We start from the raw sequence: 23,803 nt of genomic DNA, 5'->3' as shown, positions 1-23,803 counted from the left end.
TCACGGAGGGCCCCATTGGCTTTGGGACGGTCGATGCCGCGCGCGCTGACAATATCGGTCGGGCAATTCTCTGATCAGGGCCGCAAGGACGCCGATCAGGACTTCCACGGCGCCTTGATCCCCGAGGAGCCGCTGCTCGGCCTGAAGGGCATCACGGTGGTGCTTGCCGACGGCATCTCCTCGAGCAGCGTCGGCCGCATCGCCGCCGAGTCCGCGGTCAAGGGCTTCCTGACCGACTACTACTGCACCTCGGAATCCTGGTCGGTGAAGACCTCGGTGCAGCGGGTGCTGGAGGCGACCAATTCCTGGCTGCACGCGCAGACCAGGCGCAGCCAGAATCCCTACGACAAGGACAAGGGTTACGTCTGCACGCTGAGCGCCCTGGTCATCCGGTCGACCACGGCGCATCTGTTCCACGTCGGCGACTCCAGGATCTACCGCGTCGCCGGCAACAGCCTCGAGCAACTGACCAACGACCACCGCGTCGTGATCTCCTCGCAGCAGAGCTATCTCGGCCGCGCGCTCGGTGTGAACCCGCAGCTCGAGATCGACTACCAGGCTCTCCCGCTGGAGCGCGGCGACATCTTCCTCTTGGTAACCGACGGGATCTACGAGCATGTCCCGGCGCGGCAGCTCGCGAAGACCATCAAAGACGGTGCCGCGTCTCTCGATGCTGCGGCGAAATCGATCGTCGAGCAGGCCTATGAGAACGGCAGCCCGGACAATCTCACCGTGCAGATCGTCCGGATCGACGAATTGCCCGACGGCGATGCCGGCGAGGTGTTCGGCCAGCCGACCGAACTGCCGCTGCCGCCGCTGCTCGACGCACGGATGCTGTTCGACGGCTATCGCATCGTGCGCGAACTCCATGCATCGCACCGCAGCCACATCTATCTCGCGGTCGACGAGGACAGCGCCACCACGGTCACGATCAAAATCCCCTCGATCGACCTGCGCGACGATCCGGCCTATCTGAAGCGTTTCATGATGGAGGAATGGGTCGCCCGGCGGATCGACAGCCCGCATGTGCTGAAGTCGTGGCTGCCGCAGCGCAAGCGCAATTTCCTTTACGTCACGATGGAATATATCGACGGCCAGACCTTGACGCAGTGGATCACGGACAATCCAGCGCCGGCGCTGGAGACGGTACGCGGCATCACCGAGCAAATTGCAAAAGGGCTGCGCGCCTTCCACCGCAAGGAGATGCTGCACCAGGACGTCAGGCCCGACAACATCATGATCGACAGGACCGGCACGGTGAAGATCATCGATTTCGGCTCAACGCGGATTGCAGGTGTCGCAGACGCGGCGCCGGCGGGCGTCGAGGATATCCTGGGCACCCAGCAATACACCGCGCCGGAATATTTCCTCGGCGAGGGCGGCACCGCGCGCTCCGATCTGTTCTCGCTCGGCGTCGTCACCTACCAGATGCTGACGGGACGCTTGCCCTATGGCGCGCAGATCGCGCGGGCCCGGACACGATCCGACTTCAACCGGCTGGTCTACCGTCCGGCCGCGCATCGCGGGCGCGAGATCCCGGGCTGGGTCGACGGCGCGCTGGAGCGCGCCGTGCATGCCAATCCGCTCAAGCGCTATGAGAGCTTTTCCGAGTTCCTGTTCGACCTGCGCAATCCCAACGCAAAATATCTGACGACGTCGTCGACCCCGCTGATCGAGCGCAACCCGGTGCTGTTCTGGAAGTCGACCACGCTGCTGCTAGCGCTGGTCGTGGTGCTGCTGCTCGCCTACGGCGCGCATCATTGGCGGTAGGGATAGCTGGCCCTCTTCCCGTCATCCTGAGGAGCGCGGAGCGCGTCTCGAAGGATGAACGGCCCCGCTGGTGGCCGATTCATCCTTCGAGGCTCGCCCAGCGGCGCAAGTGCGCCGCAAGGCTCGCGCCTCAGGATGACGGGGAGGGAATGAGGATGACGGAGAGAGGGAAGGCGACTTCAGTGCGTCCCACCCGCCGCGATCGGATCCAGCCCGCTCTTCACCAGCGCGTCATGCGCATCCGGCGAGGCGAGGAAGCTGATCAGCGCCTTGCCGGCCTCACGCTCCTTTGCAACCGTCGCGATCCCGGCAGAAAACACCGTGATCTTCTGCAACGGCTCCGGCAGCGGACCGACGATGTCGATGCCGGCGACCGGCTTCAGCTCGGAGATCTGCTGCAGGCCGATCTCGGCCTCGCCTTTGGCCACGATCTCGCCGACCGGCGTCGCCGGGATCATCCGCGCCTTGTCCTTCATCTGATCGGCGATGCCGAGCTTTGCGAACATCTCGGTCGAGACATAGACGCCGCTGGCGCTGTCGGAATAGGCGACCGATTTTGCCGAAAGCAGCGCCTGCTTGACGGCGTCGGCCGAGCCGATGTCCGGCCTCGGTGCGCCGGCCTTCACCGCGATGCCGATCGGCGACTTCACGAGGTCGACGCGGCTGTCGGCCAGCACCTTGCCCTGCTTGATGAGATCGCCGAGCGCATAGCCGACCATGATCAGCACGTCGGCCGGCTCGCCGCGCTCCAGCCGCACCGGAATGGCGTTGGTCGTGGTGCCCATCGACGGCCCGAAGGCGGTCACCACCTTGTGCCCGGTCTTGCGTTCGAACTCCGGCACCAGCGCCTTGTAGGCCGCCGTCAGTCCGCCCGAGATCATGACATGGACTTCGGCGGCGGATGCGGCTGAGGTGAAGGCGAGGGCGCCGATGACGGCGAGCGTGAGGGCACGGAAGGCAGTGGGCGCGCGCATGGAGTTTCTCCCTGGACGATTCTTCGGAAGCGGGTCGTCGTGGCCGGGAGACTATAGCGCGAGTCGATGCGTGGCTAGCCGCCACCCGTCATTGCGAGGAGCATAGCGACGAAGCAATCCACCTTTCCGCCCATGTGGAACGATGGATTGCTTCGCTTCGCTCGCAATGACGGGGAAAGATCGTTGCCGATCCGTCACGAATTCACATGCACGAAGTCGCGCAGCAGCGGGTAGATCTCGTTGTTCCAGCGCTTGCCGGAAAACACGCCGTAATGGCCGACGCCAGCCTGCATGTGATGCACCTTGCGATAGGTGCGGACCCCGGTGCAGAGGTCTTGCGCGGCGAGCGTTTGGCCGATCGAGCAGATGTCGTCCTTCTCGCCTTCCACCGTCATCAACCCCATGCGCCGGATCGCCGCCGGATTCACCGGGCGGCCGCGATGCATCAGCATGCCCTGTGGCAACAGATGGTCCTGGAATACGTCGCGCACCGTCTCGATGTAAAACTCCGCCGGCAGGTCCATGACCGCGAAATATTCGTCGTAGAAGGTCTTGATCACCTCGGCCTTGGCGGTCTCGCCCTTGGCGAGATGGTGGGCCAGATCGATATGCTGCTTGATGTGCCGCTCCAGATTCATCGACACGAACGCCGTGAGCTGCACGAAGCCGGGATACACCTGGCGCAACGCGCCCTTGCACTGCATGGGCACGTAGTTGATCAGATTATCCTCGAACCATTTGATCGGCTTGCTCTTGGCGAATTCGTTCACCTTGGTCGGCTGGATCCTTGTGTCGATCGGCCCGGCCATCAGGGTGAGCGAGGCCGGCCGCGCCGGGTGATTGTCCTCCGACATGATCGTGGCGGCCGCCAGCGCCGACACCGAAGGCTGGCAGATCGCCACCATATGCGCGCGCGGGCCGAGCTGGCCGAGGAAGTCGATCAGATGGTCGGTGTAGTCCTCGAGCCCGAAGCGGCCCTCGCTGCGCGGGATGTCGCGCGGATTGTGCCAGTCGGTGATGTAGACGTCGTGGTCCTGCAGCAGCGTCTTGACGGTGCCGCGCAGCAGCGTGGCGAAATGCCCGGACATCGGCGCCACCAAGAGCAGCCGCGGCTGCTCCGGGCCGTCGACCTTCCTGAAATGCAGCAGCGAGCCGAACGGCGTGGCATAGGCGACCTCCTCGGTCACCTCTAACTCCCTGTTGCCGACCGTCACGCTGCCGATGCCATAAGGGGGCCGCGCGTAGGTCAGGCTGGAGCGCGAGATCAGCTCGAGCGCGGCCGCGAGCCGGCCATACATCCGGTCAGCGGCGCCCTGCGGCACCAGATTGAGGTATTTCAGCGCCGCTGCAGCCCCGGTCCGCCATGGCGCCGTGAGGTCCATGTGGTTCTGATAGGCTTGGTACATCATTGACATCATACGCATCCACCCGTGGCTTGGCTTGCCATGCAATATCGACGCCAGAGGCGGGCCGGCCGCCCGGCAAATTGGCACGTGGCTTGCTGCAAAAGCTGATAGCTCCGGGTGCGCGGCGGCTGAACCGGCGCGATATCCGGGAGCTGAGGACGCGTTCAGGCGTGAGGGACAGATATGGCGAAAGCGACACTCACCATCAGCAGCAAGAATTACTCCTCCTGGTCGCTGCGCGGCTGACTGCTGGCGAAATTCGCCGGGCTCGACTTCGAGGAGGTGGTCACCGCGCCCGACGACCCGTCGGCCCGCGCCGAGCTGCTGCTGCTGTCGTCCTCGATCCTGGTGCCCTGCCTGCGCCACGACGGCGCGACGGTCTGGGATACGCTCGCGATCGGCGAGTATCTCAACGAGATCATGCCGCATGCAGGGCTGTTGCCGGAAGACCGGATCCAGCGCGCGCATTGCCGCTCGATCTCGGGCGAAATCCATTCCGGCTTCACCACGCTGCGCTCTTCGCTGCCGGTCAATCTCAAGGGCCATTTCCCCGGCTTCAAGATCTGGTCGCGGGCGCAGGCCGACATCGACCGCGTCTGCACCATCTGGCGTGATTGTCTCGCCGCGTCGGGCGGGCCGTTCCTGTTCGGCGAACGCCGCACCATGGCGGACGCGATGTATGCGCCGGTCGTGACCCGCTTCATGACCTATGACGTCAAGCTCGAGCCTGCGCTTGCGGTGTATGCCAGCACCATCATGACGATGCCCGAGATGCAGGAATGGATCGAGGCCGCGAAGGCGGAGCCGGCCGACGTCGAGGAGCTCGAGGTCGAATATTAGGCAGCGCTCGCCTGGCCTGCCTGCATCGGCGGCTCAAGCACGAGGCAAGCCTTGCTCAATGGACGTGCCGTCGGCGTCGGGCACCGGCCATGCGCGACGGACGCGCGCGACAGCCACTGAGGCGCAAATTCGCGCCTCGCTCCAAATGCTTCCGCGGCGATATCAGCGCATGGCGAGACGGTTCGCCGCAGCCCAATCCGGCTGGCAAGGATTTCGCATGGCATGACCGAGCTGTGACCGCGACGATGCGACGCTGCCGAAAATTTGGACGCCGAGCCGCGCCGCGATCTCGCGAACACGAGAACCGTGGAGGCTTGAAATGAACCAGCACGCCGTCGTCAGCAAATTTTCCCACGTCAAACCCGGTGACACCGAGTTCAAGGGCGGAGGTCTGCGCGACTTCTTCCTGTATCGCGATCTCGGCATCGCCGACGCCACCAGCGGGCAGGTGATCTGCCATCTGGTCAAGGCCAATCCCGACATGCCGCCGGAGCAGGGCACCGGCTGGCACAAGCATCTGTGCGATTTTCAGATCGTCATCATGACCAAGGGCTGGGCGCGCTTCATGTACGAGGACAAGGAGACGCTGGTCGAGGCCGGCGACGTCATCCATCAGCGTCCCGGCATCACCCACTACCTGTTCGATTACTCGAAGGACATGGAATACCTCGAAATCGTCAGCCCCGCCGATTTCAAGACCGTGGACGTGCCGCCGGCGACCGAAGCGGTGCCGCCGATCACGCCGTGGAAATGATCGCCAAGCAGGACAGAGAGGAGGGATCGCAATGTCGTCTGCGGAGGAGTTAACCTTTGTTATCGGCCGCTGGCTGCGGCCGATCGTCATGCTTCTGTATGTGGTGCGCAGCCTCGGGCTGATGACCACATCTAGCCGTGAACAACGCAGTACGCTGCTCGATCAGTGATTCGGACGCGGTTCGTTCCACCCGCGTTCCAAATCTTAAGGCACGGTGCGCGCGCGTCGCGTTTTGAAACAGCGCGCGCCGATGCCGGCCTCAGGCCATGCCCGCCTGCTTCTCGCGCGGCTTCCGCCAGGCGATGACGTTGGCTTCCAGCGCGCCGCCGGTGGTGTCGTTGCGCCACTGGCCGTTGACGAAGCGGCAGGCGAACGGCAGCTGATACGTTCCGCTATGATCCTCACAAAGTACTTCCACGCGCTGTTCCGGCGCAGGTTCGCCATTGCCGTCGAATTGCGCCAACCGTTTTTCGCGCGTTGCCATGCGATCTGTCTCCACTGCCCAAGGTCGAGCCAAAAGGGATCGAACCAAACAAGTTCCGAAGGCCCCCGTCCCCACGAGTAGTCCCGTAATGGGTGAAGCACACCGCTTGAATGCGGTTTCAGTGTGGTATGTCTGCCTCGCTTTCAGCGTCGCGAGCACAAAACTGTGAATGACGCATTTGCCTGGAGACGCCGATGACTGCTCGTTTTGTTCTCGCCTTGCTGGCACCGCTCGCACTCGGCCTCGCCGGAACTGCGCATGCGCAGGACGTTCCCGGCATCGAGATCTGCACCGTCGAGAAAACCATGGAGCGGCGCACCAGCTGTCTGCAGAGCAATGTCGATTTCCTGCAGAAGACGATCAACAAGCTCACATCGGATCATCAGCAGAAGCTCGATGCCACCAACCGGCAGATCGTGAGCTTGCAGAGTTCGGTCGCGAACTTGCAGAAGCTCGTCACCGATCTGCAAACAGCGCAGGTCAAGCTGACCGAGGACCTGAAGAAGAAAGCCGACGCGCCGCCGGCGAAGGATGCCGCGCCCGCCGCGAAGGACGGGACGAAGTAGGAAATCGTCATTGCGAGCGAAGCGAAGCAATCCATTCCACGGCGCATGCGGAGAGATGGATTGCTTCGTCGCTTCAGCGCAAAATTGCTTTGCAATTTTGTCGCGAGCTCCTCGCAATGACGATGGAACGAGCCGGGCTCCTCACGCCACCCGATACTGCTCCATCACGTCGCGGTCCGGCTCGTAGCCGAGGCCGGGGCCCTGCGGCACGGCGACATGGCCGTTGGCGTCGACGTCGATGCGGTCGCCCCACAGGCAGGCGGGACGCTTCATGAAGAACACCTCGATCAGCCCCGCGTCGCGGATCGCCATCAGATGCAGCGTGGCGAGGAAGCCCGGCCCGAAATAGGGCGAGTGCGGAATCACCTGGACGCCGAACTCGTCGGCGAGGACGGCCACCCTCAGAAATTCGGTGATGCCGCCGACCTTGATCACGGAGGGCTGCGCGTGACTGACCGCGCCCGCGGTCATCATCTGGCGGAATTGATGCACGGTGCAGGCGTTCTCGCCGGCCGCGATATCGAGCCGGCCTTCTCTGCGCACCTCGGCGAGCGTCGCAAAATCCTCCGGCGGCCAGACCGGCTCCTCCAGGAACAGCGGCGCGGCCTGCTTGCAGTCGCGCGCGAACTGGATCGCCGCGGGTCCGTCCAGCGGGCAGTTCATGTCGACCATCAGCGGCACGCCGGGGCCGATCGCCTCGCGCGCGGCGGTGACCGCAGGCACGGTGGTCTCGTGCAGCTTGATCGCGGAATAGCCCAGCTTGATCGCCTTCTTGCATTCGGCGGCGATATGCGCGGGATTGCCGATCCGCATCAGGCTCGCATAGGCCGGGATCGTGCTGCGCTTCGCGCCGCCGATCAGTTGATGCAGCGGCACGCCCTTCACCTTGCCGGCGAGATCCCATAGCGCGATGTCGAGCGCCGAGATCGCAAACATCGTGATGCCGTAGCGGCCGAACAGATGCAGGTTGCGCTGGATCTGCTCCATCGCGGCGGGGATGCTGGCGGCGTCGGGCACCTCGAGGCCGCGGGCCTGCGGCGCGATCATCTCGGCCACCGCCGTGCAGCTCGTCTTCGGGCAGACATAGGCGAAGGCATCGCCCCAGCCGGTGAGGCCGGCGTCGGTCGAAACCTCGACCAGCACCATGTCGAGCGCCGAGATCGCGGAAGCTCCCTGGCGGAAGCTCGCGGGCCCGGCGTCATAGGGAATGCGGATATGGTGGGCGCGGACGTCGGTGATTTTCATTGTTGTTGTCCTTCCGATCGCAGGATGTGCCTGGAATTCGTGGTGGCCGGACACTTGAGCCTGAAGAACGGCGTCGCTTCGGCTGGTCTGGGTTCCGGCCATCGCAAATCTTGCTCGTAACGAGTCTTGCTTGCGACAAGTCTTGCTCGTGAATCATGTCGAAGACGTGGATGCCCGGCGCACGGCCGGGCATCACGAACCGCAAAGTTGTGGAGGAAAGCCCTCAACTGCTCTTCTCGCCGCTCATGATGGGGCCGAACCGCTCCCAGCTCTCGCCCTTGAAGCGCATCATCTGCAGCTGCTCGATCGGCGCATAGTCGTCCGGCCCGGTCCTGATCTTGGTGCCGGGCAGATAGATGCCGATCTCGAGGTTGAGGCTGGCCGCCTGCTTCATCAGATTCTCGCGGGTAAGATTGTCGCCGCACTGTCGCAACACCTGCTCGAGCCCCTTGGCGACACCATAGCCGAATACGGTCGCGGCGTCGTCGAGGTCGCCTTCGGGATACCACTTGGTCATGAAGGCGCGCCACTCGGTCATCGCCGGATCGTTCTTCCACTCGGTATCCTTGGGGTCCTTGAGATACGCCGTGGACAGCACGCCCTGGCTCGCTTCATAGCCAGCGGGCTTCATCACGCCGCCGATCGAGCCGGAGACGTTGGTCAGGAACTGCACCGGATGCCAGTCGAGCTCGGCGGCTTTCTTGATCGCCTGCGCCGCGAATTTCGGCGTTGCAATGTTGACGAAGATGTCGGGGTTGGCGCCCTTGATCTGCACGATCTGCGAATCCACCGTCGGTGACGAAGTCTCGTAGGAGGATTCGACGACGATCAGCTTCTTGGCCTGGTCGCCGAGCCCGTCATGCAGGCCGATCAGATAGTCCTTGCCGAAATCGTCGTTCTGATAGAGCACGCCGATGGTCTTGCCCGGATAGTTCTGCAGAATGTACTTGGCATAGATGCGCGCTTCGACCTGGTAGCTCGGCTGCCAGCCCATGGTCCACGGGAAGTTCTTCGGATCATTCCACTTGGCCGCGCCGGTGGAGACGAACAGCTGCGGCACCTTCTTGGCGTTCATGTATTTCTGGATCGCGGTGTTGCCCGGCGTGCCCAGCGGATTGAAGATCAGGAGCACCTCGTCGCTCTCGACCAGCTTGCGGGCCTGCTCGACCATTTTCGGCGGCGAGTAGGCGTCATCGTAGGAGATGAAGTTGACCTTGCGGCCGTTGATGCCGCCTTCGCTGTTGAGCTTGCTGAAATAGGCTGCTTCGGTCTTGCCGATCGTGGCGTAGGCGGACGCCGGACCGGAATAGGGCATGATGTTGCCGACCTTGATCTCGGTGTCGGTCGCGCCCGGATCGTATTTCTTCTGCGCGTTGGCGGCGCTGGCGACGGCGATCGTCAAAAGCCCCGCAAGCGCCGCTGATTTGACGCAGTTGGCATAGCTCAAGCGTTGGTGGTGCATCATTGTCCTCCCTGACATGCTGGCCGCGGCTCTTGCAGTCTTGATTATCGGGCAGCTTGATGAGCCGTCGGATCGATGCGTCGGCGAGTATGCACGATTGCAACATTGTTGCCAGCGACGGCTTTGCGGGTAAATTTCCGTGGAGCGGAACCACGGTTTCGCCGCCCGGGTAGCAAGGACTGTCAAATGCCGCGCGCGGCAGCCGTGCATGATGCCCAAGCTTTGCAGGAAAGCCGTCATCTATGAATCCAGCCCAGAAGGCGCTCTGGTACATCGAAAGCCATCTCGGCGCGCCGCTGACGCTCGACGAGATTGCCGCCGTTGCCGGCGTCTCGCGCTTCCATCTGGTGCGGGCGTTCGCGGAGGCGACCGGGTTCTCGGTGATGCGTTATGTGCGGGCCCGGCGGCTCAGCGAAGCCGCGCGCCAACTCGCGGCCGGTGCGCCCGATATTCTCAGCCTCGCGCTGGATGCGGATTACGGCTCCCACGAAGCATTCACCCGCGCGTTTCGCGACCATTTCGGCGTCACGCCCGAGACGGTGCGCGCGACAACGTGCCTGACGACACTCAATCTCCAGGAGCCGATCACCATGATCTCGACAGCTCTCGACCACATCGATCCGCCGCGCATCGCCACCGGGAAGGCGTTCCTCGTCGCCGGCATCGGCGAGCGTTACAACCACGGCAATGGCAGCGATGCCGGCATTCCGAACCAGTGGCAGGGCTTCCACCAGCAATGCGCGCATATCCCCCGTCAGGTCGGCAATGTCGCCTATGGCGTCTGCTGCAACGGCGATGATGCCGGCAATTTCGATTACATCGCCGGCGTCGAGGTTGCCGATTTCTCCGACCTGCCGCGCGAGTTCGCGCGCGTCCGGATTCCCGAGCAGAAATACGTCGTGTTCACCCACGCCGACCACATCTCGACCATCCGCCGCACCGTCAACACGATCTGGAATCGCTGGCTGCCGCAATCCGGCATGAAGGTCGCGGACGCGCCGAACTTCGAGCGCTACGACGAGAAGTTCGATGCGAGTACCGGCAATGGCGGGCTGGAGATCTGGGTGCCGGTGAAGGAGTAACGGGCACCAGTGCAGCAAACCCTGTCGTCCCTGCGAAAGCAGGGACCCATAACCACCGATGCTTGTTATTTGCGTGACGCTGGAATGACGAGTCCCGCCTAAAACTCTCGCCGCGGAGTATGGGTCCCTGCTTTCGCAGGGACGACACCGTCTTGTTGTTCGCGAGTGCCTAGATCAATGAGAGCGCGCCAGGCAGAACGCGACGACCTCTTCCAGCGCCGTCTTCATCGGCGAGGGCGGGAACAGCGCCAGCGCGTCGACCGCCATCGCGCCGTAGTGCTGGGCGCGGCTGATGGTGTCTTCGAGGGCGCGGTGCTTGGTCATCAGCCCGATCGCGTGATCGAGGTCGGCCGATCCGATCTCGCCACGCTCCAGCGCGCGGATCCAGAACTTGCGTTCGGTATCATTGCCGCGGCGGAAGGCGAGCACCACCGGGAGCGTGATCTTGCCCTCGCGGAAATCGTCGCCGACATTCTTGCCGAGTTTTGCGGATTTGCCGCCATAGTCGAGCACGTCGTCGACGAGCTGGAAGGCGATGCCGAGATTCATGCCGACCGAGCGGCACGCGGTCTGCTCGGCCTTCGGACGGTTGGCGATCACGGGGCCGACCTCGCAGGCGGCGGCGAACAGCTCCGCGGTCTTGCCGCGGATCACGGCGAGATATTCGTCCTCGGTGGTCGCGGTGTTCTTGGCGGCGGCAAGCTGCATCACCTCGCCCTCGGCGATGGTGGCGGCGGCGGCGGAGAGGATGTCGAGTGCGCGGAGCGAGCCGACCTCGACCATCATCCGGAACGCCTGGCCGAGCAGGAAGTCGCCGACCAGCACGCTGGCCTCGTTGCCCCACAGCATCCGCGCGGACAATTTGCCGCGGCGCAGCTCGCTCTCGTCGACCACGTCGTCATGCAGCAGGGTCGCGGTGTGCATGAACTCGACCGCGGCGGCGAGCTTGATATGGCCGTCGCCGGAATAGTCCGCGAGCTGGGCCATTGCCAGCGTCAGCATCGGGCGCAACCGCTTGCCCCCGGAGGAGATCAGGTGATTGGCGACCTCGGGGATCATGGTGACCTCGGAGCCGGTCCGCGAAAGGATCGTCGCGTTGACGCGCTCCATGTCGGCGGCGAGAAGTCCCACCAGCCCGTCGATCGAAGCATTGGACGGGCTTTCGAAGGGTACAATAACCGCCACGCTGGTCTCCAATTTTGCCGAATACGCACTATGCTCAGCTATAACAATAGAAACTGAGCGGTGCAGCGGCAAGGCCATCAAGTTATTGACATGTGGCGCAAGTGCCGCACTGCCGGGGCGACAGGAGAGCGTATTTTGCGGGAATTGGTACGGACCAATGACATGGTGCTGGTCTCCGCCATCGGCGCGCTGCTCGACAGCGCTAACATCCATCATCTGGTGCTGGACCAGAACATGAGCATCATCGAGGGCTCGCTCGGCGTCTTGCCGCGGCGGATCCTGGTGCATGAGGACGACAACCACGAGGCCCGTCAGCTCCTGACCGATGCCGGCCTCGGCCACGAATTGCGGGCCGATGACTAGAGCGTTTTCGAGCAAAGTGGGCCCCGGTTCGCGTGAAGAAAACGCGTCAAAAAGCGAGTCTGCGGCCGCCGGGATCACCGAAGACGGATTTCTCGGTGGCCAATTGCGCCTGCGGCAACCCCGCAGCGGCCACCGCGCCGGCCATGACGCGATCCTGCTCGCCGCGGCGACGCCGGCTCGATCAGGCGACCGCGTCGTCGATCTCGGCTCCGGCGTCGGCGCGGCCGGGCTGGCGGTGGCGCGGCGGGTGAGGGGGATCGATCTCGTCCTGGTCGAAATCGACCCGGCCCTGGCCGAGCTTGCGCGGAATAATGCCGCCACCAACGCGATCATGGCGAAGGTGATCGTGCTTGATGTCGAAGCCGGCGCCGCAGCCTTCGATGATGCCGGCCTCGGGCCGGATAGCGCCGACGTCGTGCTGATGAACCCGCCGTTCAACGATCCGTCGCGGCACCGCGCCTCGCCGGACGGTGTGCGCGAGCGCGCCCATGTCGCGACCGCGACCACGCTGGCCGGCTGGGTTCACGCGGCGCGGCGAATTCTCAAGTCGAACGGGCAGCTTGCGCTGATCTGGCGGGCCGACGGCATTGCCGAGGTGCTGGCCGCGCTGGACCGCGGTTTTGGCAGCCTCGAGATCCTGCCGGTTCACGGCGACGGGACGTCGCCGGCGATCCGAATCCTGGTGCGGGCGACCAAGGGCGGCCGGGCGCCGACGCGGCTGCATGCCGCACTGCTGCTCAATGAAGAGTCAGGCGTGCCCAACAAATGGGTGCAGGAGATTCTGGCCGGGAAGGGGGATTTGCCGCTGGCGCGGCGCTAAAAAGATCATGCTCGAACAAGAAGCCAAGGCGCGATGGCATTGCGCTTTAGCGGGCAGGCATGCTGCCCACATCGTCGGAGGCACTAAATCACTGCGAAGCCGTTTCCGACTGGCGGTCCGGCGTGGACGTGAAGTGGATCGCCGCCAGGAGTGTACCGATCAGCAAAATCAGCAGATAGATTTTCATGAGTCCCTCTCCGCCCGCGCATTGCAGCCCCAATGACAAAATGCAAAACGCGTTCCACGGATTCCAATGACAGTGGCGTGATAAAAAGTGGTTAATTCGAGGTAACGGCATGAGTGAACAAATAAGTGATCACGCTGGACGTTCGGGACTGCTCGAACGCGTGCAGGCAGTGTTGCCGGCGCGCTTCAGGCGCGGCGCGGCCGTCGTGCCGGTGGTGCGGCTGGCAGGCGTGATCGGCGCGGTGACGCCGTTGCGGCCCGGCATGACACTCTCCGGCGTCGCCAAGATGCTGGAGCGCGCCTTTGGCACGCGGAATGCCAAGGCGGTGGCGCTGGTGATCAATTCGCCGGGCGGCTCGCCGGTGCAGTCACGGCAGATCTATCTGCGCATCCGGCAACTCTCCGCCGAGAAGAAGCTGCCGGTGCTGGTGTTCGTGGAGGACGTCGCGGCCTCCGGCGGCTACATGATCGCCTGCGCGGGCGACGAGATCTATTGCGACCCGTCCTCGATCCTGGGCTCGATCGGCGTGGTCGGCGGCAGCTTTGGCCTGGAGGGGCTGATCAAGAAGATCGGGGTCGAGCGCCGGCTCTATACGGCGGGTAGCCACAAGGCGATGCTCGATCCGTTCCTTCCCGAGAACCCCGACGACGTCGCCCGGCTGAAGGCGATCCAGCGCGAGATCCATGCGATCTTCATCACGCTGGTGAAGCAGAGCCGCGGCAGCCGCCTCAAGGGCGCCGACGACATGCTGTTCACCGGTGAATACTGGGCCGGCGATACCGCGATCGGTCTCGGGCTCGCCGACGGCATCGGCGACATCCGCTCCACGCTGCGGGCCCGCTATGGCGACAAGGTGCTGACCCCGGTGATTGCGCCGGCCAGCGGCTTGCTGTCCGGCCTGCTCGGCCGGCGGGCGCCGGGGGCAGGGTCGCTGGCGGCGCTGGACGGGCTGGCCGCGCTGCCGGACGAGGTGATCTCGGCGCTGGAAACCCGGGCGATTTGGGCCAGATTCGGGCTGTGAACACAGGGATGTGAGCGCGCCATTTAGCCCCAAAACCGCGATTGCGGCGCAGGCCGCCTTGCGCGAGAATGCCTGTCATTGGGGGCCTGACAGACGTGAACGACAAGGATCGACCGATGCCGCCGCTGATTGCATTCGCAGGCGTCTTGGGAAGCCTGGCCGTGGTCCGCTGGGCGTACAAGACGGCCGTCCGGATCAACCAGGAACTCGAAGAGGCGCGATTGTCCCGCGTGGCCGAGGCCACCCGCGCGGGCGAAATCAAGACCCTGCGCCGCGACCCCGTGACCGGGGCCTATCGCCCGGGCTAACCAGCTCTAAAATCCGCAAAATGGCGGTGCCGGATTTTCCGGCATCGCCTTGATTCCATTGGCTGCCGCCGATACGGTCCCGCGCGCCTCACACCCCCTCGCGAGATCGATTCCAACGATGGACGCCCTGCCTGACCACATGCGCCCGGAACGTTCGTTCCAGGGCTTCATCCTGGCCCTCCAGCGGTTCTGGGCGGAGCAGGGTTGCGTCATCCTGCAGCCCTACGACATGGAAATGGGCGCCGGCACCTTCCATCCCGCGACCACGTTGCGCGCGCTGGGGCCCAAGCCCTGGAACGCAGCCTATGTGCAGCCCTCGCGGCGGCCCAAGGACGGCCGCTACGGCGAAAACCCCAACCGCCTCCAGCACTACTACCAGTTCCAGGTGATCATGAAGCCGTCGCCGCCGAACCTTCAGGACCTGTACCTGAAGTCGCTGGCCGCGATCGGGATCGACGCCGCCGTCCATGACATCCGCTTCGTCGAGGACGACTGGGAAAGCCCGACGCTCGGCGCCTGGGGCCTCGGCTGGGAATGCTGGTGCGACGGCATGGAGGTGTCGCAGTTCACCTACTTCCAGCAGGTCGCCGGCGTCGAATGCGCGCCGGTCGCGGGCGAGCTTACTTACGGACTCGAGCGGCTCGCGATGTATGTGCAGGGCGTCGACCGCGTCTACGACCTCAACTTCAACGGCCGCGAGGGCGCCGAGAAGGTGACCTATGGCGATGTTTTCCTGCAGGCCGAGCAGGAATATTCGCGACACAATTTCGAGCACGCCGACACCGCGATGCTGTTCGAGCAGTTCAGGATGGCCGAGGACGCCTGCCGCAAATATCTCGCCGCCGGCTGGCGTGAGGGTGGGAATCAAAAGGAACATCTGATGGCCTTGCCGGCCTACGACCAGTGCATCAAGGCGAGCCACGTGTTCAACCTGCTCGACGCCCGCGGCGTCATCTCGGTGACGGAGCGGCAGAGCTACATCGCCCGCGTGCGCGACCTGGCGAAGGCCTGCGGCGAGGCATGGATCCACACTGAAACGGGCAGGGCGGTCTGATGCCCGATCTTCTCCTCGAACTGTTCTCCGAAGAAATTCCCGCGCGCATGCAGGCGAAAGCGGCCGACGATCTGCGCCGCATGGTGACCGACAAGCTGGTCGCTGAAGGCCTGGTGTATGAGGGCGCCAAGGCGTTCGCGACCCCGCGCCGTCTTGCGCTCACCGTGCACGGCATCCCCGCGCGCCAGCCCGACCTGAAGACCGAACGTCGCGGCCCGAAGATCGGCGCCCCCGATGCGGCGGTGCAGGGCTTTCTGAAAGCGACCGGTCTCACGTCGCTGGAAGAGGCAAAGATCCAGAAAGACGCGAAGGGCGACTTCTACATCGCGCTGATCGAAAAGCCCGGCCGCACCGCGATCGACGTGATCGCGGAAATGCTGCCGGTGATCATCCGGACCTTCCCCTGGCCGAAATCGATGCGCTGGGGTGCGCGCTCGGCGAAATCAGGCTCGCTCACCTGGGTGCGCCCGCTGCACGCCATCACCGCGACCTTCGGTCTGGAGACCGAGGAGCCCGACATCGTCAAGTTCTCCGTCGACGGCATCGAGGCCGGGCAGACCACCTATGGCCATCGCTTCATGGCGCCGGGTGCGATCTCCGTGCGCCGCTTCGAGGATTACGAGGCCAAGCTGAAGGCCGCGAAGGTGATCCTCGATCCGCAGGCGCGCAAGGACATCATCCTCGAGGACGCCAAGGAGCTGGCGTTCGCGCAGGGCCTCGAACTGGTCGAGGATCAGGTACTGGTTGACGAGGTTTCGGGCCTCGTCGAATGGCCGGTCGTGATGATGGGATCGTTCGAGGAGCAATACCTGTCGATCCCCGACGAAGTGATCCGCGCCACCATCCGCAACAACCAGAAGTGCTTCGTGGTCAGGGATCCCAAGACGGGCAAGCTGACCAACAAGTTCGTGCTGACCGCCAATATCGAGGCGCCCGACGGCGGCAAGACCATCGTCGCCGGCAACGAGCGCGTGATCCGTCCGCGGCTGTCCGACGCAAAATTCTTCTACGAGACCGATCTGAAGACCAAGCTGGAAGACCGGCTGCCGAAGTTCGAGCAGATCGTGTTCCACGAGAAGCTCGGCACCCAGGCGGAGCGCATCAAGCGGATCGAGCGGCTCGCCGCCGAGATCGCGCCGCTGGTCGGCGCCGACGTCGCGAAGACCAGGCGCGCCGCGCGCCTCGCGAAGGCCGATTTGCTGACCGAAGTGGTCGGCGAATTCCCGGAGTTGCAGGGCCTGATGGGCAAGTACTACGCGCTGGCGCAGGGCGAGGATGCGTCGGTCGCCGCCGCGAGCGAGGACCACTGGAAGCCGCAGGGGCCGACCGATCGCGTGCCGACCGATCCGGTCAGCGTAGCGGTCGCGCTGGCGGACAAGCTGGACACGCTCGCCGGATTCTGGGCGATCGATGAGAAGCCGACGGGTTCGAAGGACCCGTTCGCGCTGCGCCGGGCAGCGCTCGGCGCGATCAGGCTGATCGTCGAGAATACGCTGCGCCTGCCGATCCTGAAGACGGCCAAATCCGCGTTGCTCGGATTGTCGCTCAAGGCCGATGCCGAAACGCTGCCGAACGATCTGCTAGCCTTCTTTGCCGACCGCCTGAAGGTCCAGCTGCGCGATCAGGGCGCGCGCCACGATCTCGTCGATGCCGTGTTCTCGCTTGGTGGCCAGGACGATCTGCTGCTCGTCGTCCGGCGCGTCGAGGCGCTCGGCAAATTCCTCGACAGCGACGACGGCAAAAACCTGCTCGCTGGCACGAAACGCGCCAGCAACATTCTCGCGATCGAGGAGAAGAGGGACAAGCGGACCTTCGACGGCGCGCCTGACGCCGCGCTCTACACGCTCGACGAAGAGAAGACGCTCGCCAAGGCGATCGACCAGGTGAAGGCCGAGGCCTCCGCCGCCGTCGCCAAGGAAGACTTCGCCGGCGCGATGAGCGCGATGGCCAAGCTGCGTCCGGCGGTCGATGCGTTCTTCGACAAGGTCAAGGTCAACGACGACGATCCGAAGGTGCGCGAAAACCGCCTGAAACTGCTCAACGAGATCCGCGCGGCGACGCGTGCGGTGGCGGATTTCTCCAGGATCGAGGGCTGATCGATGGACCGCGCGACGCTCGCCGCTTACGACAAGGATGCGGCGGCGTTTGCGCAGGACTGGCACGACCAGCCGGCCCCGGTCGATCTGCACGACATCGTCACGCGTTTCTTCATCAAGGGCGGCGCGACGGCCGATATCGGCTGCGGCAGCGGCCGCGAGGTGGCTTGGCTCAATGCCAACGGCTTTCCGGCCGAAGGCTTCGACGCCTCCCGGGGCCTGCTCGCGGAAGCCCGCGCCCGCTATCCGGCGCTGCGCTTTGCCCGCGCCGAACTGCCCGATTTGTCGGGCATCGCGGCCGGCAGCTTCGACAATGTGCTGTGCGAGACTGTGATCATGCATCTCGATCACGCGCTGATCGCGCCGTCGGTCCGTCGCATGTTCGAGCTCGTGAAGCCCGGCGGCATCTTCCATGTGAGCTGGCGCGTCACTGCAGGTGATGATGCGCGCGATGCGCATGGCCGGCTCTACGCGGCGTTCGATACCGCGCTGGTGCGGTCCGAGCTGGCGGCGGCCGAGCTGCTGCTCGACGCGGAGGTCGTCAGTGCCTCGTCCGGCAAGGTCATTCACCGGCTGGTCGCCGGCAAGGGCAGGCGATGATGGCGCGGCTCGCGACATGCGCCTGCGGACAGCTCCGCGTCACCTGTCAGGGCGAGCCCCTCAAAGTATCGCTGTGTCATTGCCTGGAGTGTCAGAAGCGAACCGGCAGCACCTATGGCGTCGCGGCGTTCTTTCCGCGCGCTGACGTCGAGCCGCAGGGCGAGGCGCGCGAATACAGCCGCATCGGCGGCAGTGGATCTGCCGTGGTGTTTCATTTCTGCCCGAATTGCGGATCGTCGGTCTATTGGGAGCCCGGTCGCGCGCCGGACCTGATCGGCGTTGCGGTCGGCGCCTTCGCGGACCCGGATTTTCCCGCACCGTCGCAATCGGTCTTCACGCAGCGCCGCCACGCCTGGGTCGTCGACAAATAGACCACCGCCGCAGCGATCTGCGTCGCGCTGGAAATATTTCGACACAATTTGCAATTTGTTAACCATGCCCTGCGAAGGTCCTGACGAAGCAACGATTTCTTAAGACATCGCCCCTCGCGCCAATGCAGGGACCGCCCGATGACCTCGATCGGCACCACGCCCAATCCCTACGCCCAATATGGTTCGGCCTATGCGCGGGCAGCAGCGACGCCCTCGCTGGCGGCGACCTTGTCGGGCGATGGCACCGCCGGCGATCCGTCGGCGTCCTCGACATCAAACGCTGCGACCAACCTCACGCTGTCGGACGCCGCCCGCGCGCAGCTCGCCAAGGCGCCGCTGCCGGATTTTGCCGCCGTCACCAGCGATGCGCGGATCACGCTCGACCGGCTCTACACGGTCGCCGGCGTCAAGGCACCGATCGTCGACGGCAAGACCACCATCGATCTCTCGACGCTGGACCGTCGCTCGCTGTTTGCGATCTCGACCAACAACGGCGGCAAGTTCACCCCGGACGAGCAGGCGGTTGCGGCCACCGAGCTGAAGCAGCGCTTCGACAAGGCGATGGAGCCGTCGCTGGCGACCACGCGCCTGACCGGCGACTACAGCGTCAGCTACAAGGCCGCGCTCGATTATCTCGATGGTGCGAGCGATGAGGAGAAGGCCACCGCAACCTGGGCCAGCCAGCGCGCCGCGGTGCTGAAGGGCTATCAGGCGACGCAGCAGGATCCCAACACGGCGCCATCTGGAATTTCCAGCGATCCGATCGCGGCCGCACTGGCGGGGACGGCGCCTCCCACGAAGAGCACGACGCGCGACTTCAGCAGCATCGCCAGCGACGTGCGCGCCTTCCTCGATCGGCAGAAGAGCGAGGCGACAAAGAGCGGCAAGGAACTGGTCTACGATTCCCGCCGCAAGACCGGACAACTCGCCGACCTGTCCTCGCTCGACAACCGCTCGCTCTCGGCGATCTCGCTGAACCAGGACAAGAAGTTCTCCACCGAGGAGATCTTCGCGGCCAAGCAGGAACTCAACACGCGGACGCGTCTCGCCGTGCTCGACGCGCTGAAGCAGAGCCAGACCGCCGGCGATCCGCGCCAGTTCAGCCTCGGCATCCTCAAGCAATACTCCTCGATGAGCGCCGAGGAGCGCCAGGCAGCCAACTGGACGCAGGATTTCCAGGACGCCGCGATCAAGAGCTACAAGTCGACCTCGACGTTGCTCTCGATCCTCAAATCGTAACCCACTCGACACTGAAGCGAAGCGCGCAGCGGGTTGCGTGAAGAACGTGAAGAAGGCGCGTCAAGACTAGGCGCTGGAATTCCTCACAACACGACGGAAGAGCCCCGCCCGGAGGGGAGACCGGACGGGGCTTTCTGGTCCGGTCGATCCTCGCGCACATCCGCTTGCGCGGCGCCCGGACTGTCGTTCAGGCGATCGTGCTGACGTTGATCTAGTCGACCACCTGAACGATCCGTCGCGAACGCGGCTCGACCAGAACGGTCTCACCGTTCACGACGGTGTAACGATAGGGCGTCGCGCCGAACCGCTGCGGCACGTCGTAAGTGGTCACGCCGGCGTCCGGCAGCACGGTGCCGACCACGATGCGATCCGGAACCGTGTAGTTCGGCACGCGCTCGCGCACGATGTACTCGCGGAAGGCCGGACGCTGCTCGACAGTAATGCCTTCGTCATCATCGACTGCAACCGGCGGGCCACCGCGGACGACGCCAACGGTCTGGGCCTGTGCGGCAACAGCCGGCACCGTGATCGCAGCAGCAACCGCTGCAACGGCAAATATTCTGTTTCGCATGGCTCGCTCCATTCTTTTTCGATGCGCGCCGGCCTTCGCCGATGCGCACGGCGAGCCAATGCATCGGCTGCGGTGATGTTCCGGAAAACCGCCGCCATATACGCGGCAATTTGGAGCAATTTTCGTGAGTTGCGGGAACTCGCAGGCCGCGCGGGCGTCTTGATGTGGGACCCCCCCTCAGCGGATAAACTGCCGCTCGATTCGCTCTTCCAAGAACCCCCGGAGAAAACTTCAATGACCATCACCGCTGGGCATCTGCCTGCTATCGTGGCTCTGATCGCAGGCGTCCTGATCCTGATCATGCCGCGGCTCCTCAATTACATCGTCGCGATCTATCTGATCTTCGTCGGGCTCGTGGGGATGGGTCTGCTGCGCTGGCTGCACCTCTGACGGGAAAGCGGGGTTTCGCGGCTTGCGCGGAACCCCTCAAAATGGTGTAAGGCGCGCATCTTCGACCCCTCTTTTCGGATTGTTGTCTGACATGGCCAAAGCCGTCGCGAAGTCCAAGAAAACTGCCGAGAAAACAGCAGCGAAATCAAAGCCCTCCGCCGCAGCCCGCAAGGCCGCCCCGGCGCGCAAGGCGCTGAAGAAGAGCGCCCCGAAGGCGGCGCCGAAAGCCGCTCCCAAATCGGCTGCAAAGCCGGCCGCAAAGCCCGCCGGCAGGGCGCCGGCGAAGGCCGTTGCGAAGAAGGCGGCCCCGGCTGCGATCAAGGCCGGCAAGTGGGTCTATACGTTCGGCGACGGCAAGGCCGAGGGCCAGGCGACCTTGCGCAATCTGCTCGGCGGCAAGGGCGCCAACCTCGCGGAAATGGCCAATCTCGGCCTGCCGGTGCCGCCCGGCTTCACCATTCCGACGTCGGTCTGCACCTATTTCTACGAACACGACAAGACGTATCCGAAGGAATTGAAAGCACAGGTTGAGAAGGCGCTCGACTATGTCGGCAAGCTGACCGGCAAGACGTTCGGCGACGCCAAGAACCCGCTGCTGGTCTCGGTCCGCTCGGGGGCGCGCGCCTCGATGCCGGGCATGATGGACACCGTCCTCAACCTCGGCCTCAACGACCGCACCGTCGAGGCGCTCGCCGAACTCTCCGGCGACCGCCGCTTCGCCTATGACAGCTATCGCCGCTTCATCACGATGTATTCGGACGTCGTGCTCGGCTTCGAGCATCATCACTTCGAGGACATCCTCGACACCTTCAAGGACGGCCAGGGCTATTCGCTCGACACCGACCTCACCGGCGACGACTGGGTCGAGCTGGTCGGCAAGTACAAGGAGGCGGTCGCCAAGGAGACCGGCCACGACTTCCCGCAGGATCCGCACGATCAGCTGTGGGGCGCGATCGGCGCGGTGTTCTCATCCTGGATGAACGCGCGCGCGGTGACCTATCGCAAGCTGCACGACATTCCGGAATCCTGGGGCACCGCCGTCAACGTGCAGGCGATGGTGTTCGGCAACATGGGCGAGACCTCGGCCACCGGCGTCGCGTTCACCCGCAACCCCTCGACCGGCGAAAGCAAGCTCTACGGCGAGTTCCTCATCAACGCGCAGGGCGAGGACGTCGTCGCCGGCATCCGCACGCCGCAGGACATCACCGAGGAAGCGCGCCAGGAATCCGGCTCAGACAAGCTGTCGATGGAAGCCGCGATGCCGGCCGCGTTCAAGGAGCTGACGCGGATCTACACGCTGCTCGAGAAGCATTACCGCGACATGCAGGACATGGAGTTCACGGTCGAGCAGGGCAAGCTGTGGATGCTGCAGACCCGCGGCGGCAAGCGCACCGCGAAGGCGGCGCTGCGCATCGCGGTCGAACTCGCCAATGAAGGGCTGATCTCGCGCAAGGACGCGGTGACGCGGATCGATCCGGCCTCGCTCGACCAACTGCTGCACCCGACCATCGATCCGGCCGCCAAGCGCGACGTGATCGCGACCGGCCTGCCGGCGTCGCCTGGTGCTGCCTCGGGCGAGATCGTGTTCTCGTCGGACGAAGCGGCTAAGCTGCAGGCCGACGGACGCAAGGTCATCCTGGTCCGCATCGAGACCAGCCCGGAAGACATCCACGGCATGCACGCCGCGGAAGGCATCCTCACCACCCGCGGCGGCATGACCTCGCACGCGGCGGTGGTCGCGCGCGGCATGGGCAAGCCCTGCGTCTCCGGCTGCGGCACCATCCGCGTCGATTACGGCCGCGGCACCATGAGCGTGGGCTCGCGCACCTTCAAGACCGGCGACGTCATCACCATCGACGGCTCGGTCGGCCAGGTGCTGGCCGGCCGCATGCCGATGATCGAGCCGGAGCTGTCCGGCGAGTTCGGCACGCTGATGGGCTGGGCCGACGAGGTCCGCAAGCTCGGCGTCCGCGTCAACGGCGATACGCCCGATGACGCGCGCACCGCGGTGAAGTTCGGCGCCGAAGGCATCGGCCTCTGCCGCACCGAGCACATGTTCTTCGAGGAGACCCGCATCCGCACGGTGCGCGAGATGATCCTCTCCGAGGACGAGCAGTCGCGCCGCGCCGCGCTGTCGAAGCTGTTGCCGATGCAGCGCGCCGACTTCGTCGAGCTGTTCGAGATCATGCAGGGCCTGCCCGTCACGATCCGCTTGCTCGATCCGCCGCTGCACGAGTTCCTGCCGCACACCCAGGCCGAGATCGAGGAAGTGGCGCGCGCCATGAACACCGATCCGCGCAAGCTCGCCGACCGCGCCCGCGAACTCTCCGAGTTCAACCCGATGCTCGGTTTCCGCGGCTGTCGTCTCGCTATCGCCTACCCGGAGATCGCCGAGATGCAGGCGCGTGCGATCTTCGAGGCTGCCGTCGAAGCCGGCAAGCGCACCGGCAAGCCGGTCGGTCTCGAGGTGATGGTGCCGCTGATCGCGACCAAGGCCGAGTTCGATCTGGTCAAGGCGCGGATCGATGCGACAGCCAACGCGGTGATGAAGGAAACCGGCGTCAAGCTGAGCTACCAGGTCGGCACCATGATCGAGCTGCCGCGCGCCTGCCTGATGGCGGGCGAGGTGGCCGAGACCGCGGAGTTCTTCTCCTTCGGCACCAATGATCTGACGCAGACCACCTACGGCATCAGCCGCGACGACGCCGCGAGCTTCCTCGGCACCTATGTCGCCAAGGGCATCCTCGAGATCGATCCGTTCATCTCGGTCGATCGCGACGGCGTCGGCGAACTCGTCAGGATCGGCGTCACCCGCGGCCGCAAGACGCGTCCGAACCTCAAGGTCGGCATCTGCGGCGAGCACGGCGGCGATCCCGCGTCGGTCGCGTTCTGCCACGAGGTCGGGCTCGATTACGTCTCGTGCTCGCCCTATCGCGTGCCGATCGCGCGTCTCGCCGCAGCGCAGGCCGCGCTCGGCAAGGAGATCGCCAGCCAGGCTTGAGCGATCTTACAGTT

At 64.7% G+C, this 23,803-nt stretch carries 23 protein-coding genes and 1 pseudogene; 17 read left to right on the top strand and 7 right to left on the bottom strand.

The features are described 5' to 3' along the window. Positions 1–33 precede the first annotated feature (33 nt). Complete coding sequence (locus tag I6F38_RS16385) at positions 34–1,770, top strand: bifunctional protein-serine/threonine kinase/phosphatase (protein WP_225161104.1); 1,737 nt, start codon at positions 34–36, stop codon at positions 1,768–1,770. Positions 1,771–1,949: 179 nt separating this feature from the next. Here the strand turns inward: I6F38_RS16385 and I6F38_RS16380 are convergent, their stop codons facing one another. Both I6F38_RS16380 and phaZ read right to left on the bottom strand, forming a co-directional pair. After that, the gene (locus I6F38_RS16380; protein ID WP_225161057.1) at positions 1,950–2,744 is read right to left on the bottom strand and encodes a substrate-binding domain-containing protein; all 795 of its coding nucleotides are present in this window, start codon (positions 2,742–2,744) and stop codon (positions 1,950–1,952) included. Between the two features lie 194 nt (positions 2,745–2,938). Continuing rightward, a complete protein-coding gene (gene phaZ, locus I6F38_RS16375; protein WP_225161056.1) occupies positions 2,939–4,162 on the bottom strand; it encodes a polyhydroxyalkanoate depolymerase in 1,224 nt (407 codons plus the stop codon). Positions 4,163–4,333: 171 nt separating this feature from the next. Between phaZ and I6F38_RS16370 the strand changes: the two are divergent. The 3 genes and pseudogenes from I6F38_RS16370 (at position 4,334) to I6F38_RS16360 (ending at position 5,913) form a co-directional block, all read left to right on the top strand. Further along, a pseudogene (locus tag I6F38_RS16370) lies at positions 4,334–4,990 on the top strand (glutathione S-transferase). Positions 4,991–5,309: 319 nt separating this feature from the next. Continuing rightward, positions 5,310–5,744, top strand: a complete 435-nt coding sequence (locus I6F38_RS16365) for a cupin domain-containing protein (protein WP_057014914.1) — start codon at positions 5,310–5,312, stop codon at positions 5,742–5,744. 31 nt (positions 5,745–5,775) lie between these two features. Next, on the top strand, positions 5,776–5,913 hold the full coding sequence (locus I6F38_RS16360; RefSeq protein ID WP_016848367.1) for a hypothetical protein: 138 nt from the start codon (positions 5,776–5,778) through the stop codon (positions 5,911–5,913). A gap of 90 nt (positions 5,914–6,003) precedes the next feature. Here the strand turns inward: I6F38_RS16360 and I6F38_RS16355 are convergent, their stop codons facing one another. Next, complete coding sequence (locus I6F38_RS16355) at positions 6,004–6,228, bottom strand: hypothetical protein (protein WP_225161055.1); 225 nt, start codon at positions 6,226–6,228, stop codon at positions 6,004–6,006. A 194-nt stretch (positions 6,229–6,422) separates the two neighbouring features. Here I6F38_RS16355 and I6F38_RS16350 point away from each other — a divergent pair, with 194 nt between their 5' ends. Next, positions 6,423–6,794, top strand: a complete 372-nt coding sequence (locus tag I6F38_RS16350; RefSeq protein ID WP_225161054.1) for a hypothetical protein — start codon at positions 6,423–6,425, stop codon at positions 6,792–6,794. Positions 6,795–6,935: 141 nt separating this feature from the next. Here I6F38_RS16350 and I6F38_RS16345 read toward each other — a convergent pair whose 3' ends face one another. After that, positions 6,936–8,039: a mandelate racemase/muconate lactonizing enzyme family protein gene (locus tag I6F38_RS16345; protein ID WP_092085751.1), complete on the bottom strand. Its 1,104-nt coding sequence runs from the start codon at positions 8,037–8,039 to the stop codon at positions 6,936–6,938. A 223-nt stretch (positions 8,040–8,262) separates the two neighbouring features. Continuing rightward, positions 8,263–9,504 (bottom strand): ABC transporter substrate-binding protein, encoded by a 1,242-nt coding sequence (locus I6F38_RS16340; RefSeq protein ID WP_225161053.1) that lies wholly within the window; start codon positions 9,502–9,504, stop codon positions 8,263–8,265. 239 nt (positions 9,505–9,743) lie between these two features. Between I6F38_RS16340 and I6F38_RS16335 the strand changes: the two genes are divergently transcribed. Then, positions 9,744–10,583 carry an AraC family transcriptional regulator gene (locus I6F38_RS16335; protein ID WP_057014919.1) on the top strand — a complete coding sequence of 280 codons (840 nt, stop codon included), beginning with the start codon at positions 9,744–9,746 and terminating at the stop codon, positions 10,581–10,583. A 174-nt stretch (positions 10,584–10,757) separates the two neighbouring features. Here I6F38_RS16335 and I6F38_RS16330 read toward each other — a convergent pair whose 3' ends face one another. Beyond that, entirely contained in the window at positions 10,758–11,768 is a 1,011-nt protein-coding gene (locus tag I6F38_RS16330) for a polyprenyl synthetase family protein (RefSeq protein ID WP_057015096.1), read from the bottom strand. A gap of 135 nt (positions 11,769–11,903) precedes the next feature. Between I6F38_RS16330 and I6F38_RS16325 the strand changes: the two genes are divergently transcribed. From I6F38_RS16325 to I6F38_RS16285, 9 genes are all read left to right on the top strand, one after another. Beyond that, positions 11,904–12,131: a DUF2007 domain-containing protein gene (locus I6F38_RS16325; protein WP_026193157.1), complete on the top strand. Its 228-nt coding sequence runs from the start codon at positions 11,904–11,906 to the stop codon at positions 12,129–12,131. A 16-nt stretch (positions 12,132–12,147) separates the two neighbouring features. Beyond that, positions 12,148–12,951 (top strand): methyltransferase, encoded by an 804-nt coding sequence (locus tag I6F38_RS16320; RefSeq protein WP_225161103.1) that lies wholly within the window; start codon positions 12,148–12,150, stop codon positions 12,949–12,951. A gap of 296 nt (positions 12,952–13,247) precedes the next feature. Further along, the gene (locus I6F38_RS16315) at positions 13,248–14,159 is read left to right on the top strand and encodes a S49 family peptidase (protein WP_225161052.1); all 912 of its coding nucleotides are present in this window, start codon (positions 13,248–13,250) and stop codon (positions 14,157–14,159) included. Between the two features lie 116 nt (positions 14,160–14,275). Further along, on the top strand, positions 14,276–14,467 hold the full coding sequence (locus tag I6F38_RS16310; protein ID WP_026193154.1) for a hypothetical protein: 192 nt from the start codon (positions 14,276–14,278) through the stop codon (positions 14,465–14,467). Between the two features lie 118 nt (positions 14,468–14,585). Beyond that, complete coding sequence (locus tag I6F38_RS16305; RefSeq protein ID WP_092085757.1) at positions 14,586–15,521, top strand: glycine--tRNA ligase subunit alpha; 936 nt, start codon at positions 14,586–14,588, stop codon at positions 15,519–15,521. Next, positions 15,521–17,617 (top strand): glycine--tRNA ligase subunit beta, encoded by a 2,097-nt coding sequence (glyS, locus tag I6F38_RS16300; RefSeq protein ID WP_225161051.1) that lies wholly within the window; start codon positions 15,521–15,523, stop codon positions 17,615–17,617. The genes I6F38_RS16305 and glyS overlap by 1 nt, the downstream gene beginning before the upstream one ends. A 3-nt stretch (positions 17,618–17,620) precedes the next feature. Next, on the top strand, positions 17,621–18,217 hold the full coding sequence (locus I6F38_RS16295) for a class I SAM-dependent methyltransferase (RefSeq protein ID WP_225161050.1): 597 nt from the start codon (positions 17,621–17,623) through the stop codon (positions 18,215–18,217). Further along, a complete protein-coding gene (locus I6F38_RS16290) occupies positions 18,214–18,588 on the top strand; it encodes a GFA family protein (protein WP_346657113.1) in 375 nt (124 codons plus the stop codon). The genes I6F38_RS16295 and I6F38_RS16290 overlap by 4 nt, the downstream gene beginning before the upstream one ends. A 138-nt stretch (positions 18,589–18,726) precedes the next feature. Then, positions 18,727–19,827, top strand: a complete 1,101-nt coding sequence (locus tag I6F38_RS16285; RefSeq protein ID WP_225161049.1) for a hypothetical protein — start codon at positions 18,727–18,729, stop codon at positions 19,825–19,827. Between the two features lie 211 nt (positions 19,828–20,038). Here I6F38_RS16285 and I6F38_RS16280 read toward each other — a convergent pair whose 3' ends face one another. Next, on the bottom strand, positions 20,039–20,398 hold the full coding sequence (locus I6F38_RS16280; protein WP_225161048.1) for a DUF1236 domain-containing protein: 360 nt from the start codon (positions 20,396–20,398) through the stop codon (positions 20,039–20,041). Between the two features lie 234 nt (positions 20,399–20,632). Between I6F38_RS16280 and I6F38_RS16275 the strand changes: the two genes are divergently transcribed. Beyond that, positions 20,633–20,788, top strand: a complete 156-nt coding sequence (locus I6F38_RS16275) for a DUF3096 domain-containing protein (RefSeq protein ID WP_016844375.1) — start codon at positions 20,633–20,635, stop codon at positions 20,786–20,788. Between the two features lie 91 nt (positions 20,789–20,879). After that, positions 20,880–23,789 (top strand): pyruvate, phosphate dikinase, encoded by a 2,910-nt coding sequence (ppdK, locus tag I6F38_RS16270; protein WP_225161047.1) that lies wholly within the window; start codon positions 20,880–20,882, stop codon positions 23,787–23,789. Positions 23,790–23,803: the final 14 nt, after the last annotated feature.

The organism is Bradyrhizobium sp. BRP56 (assembly GCF_020194035.1).
Classification (GTDB): domain Bacteria; phylum Pseudomonadota; class Alphaproteobacteria; order Rhizobiales; family Xanthobacteraceae; genus Bradyrhizobium; species Bradyrhizobium australafricanum.
Note: the sequence above shows the minus strand (reverse complement) of the source record. Positions and strands in the feature narration are given on the sequence as shown.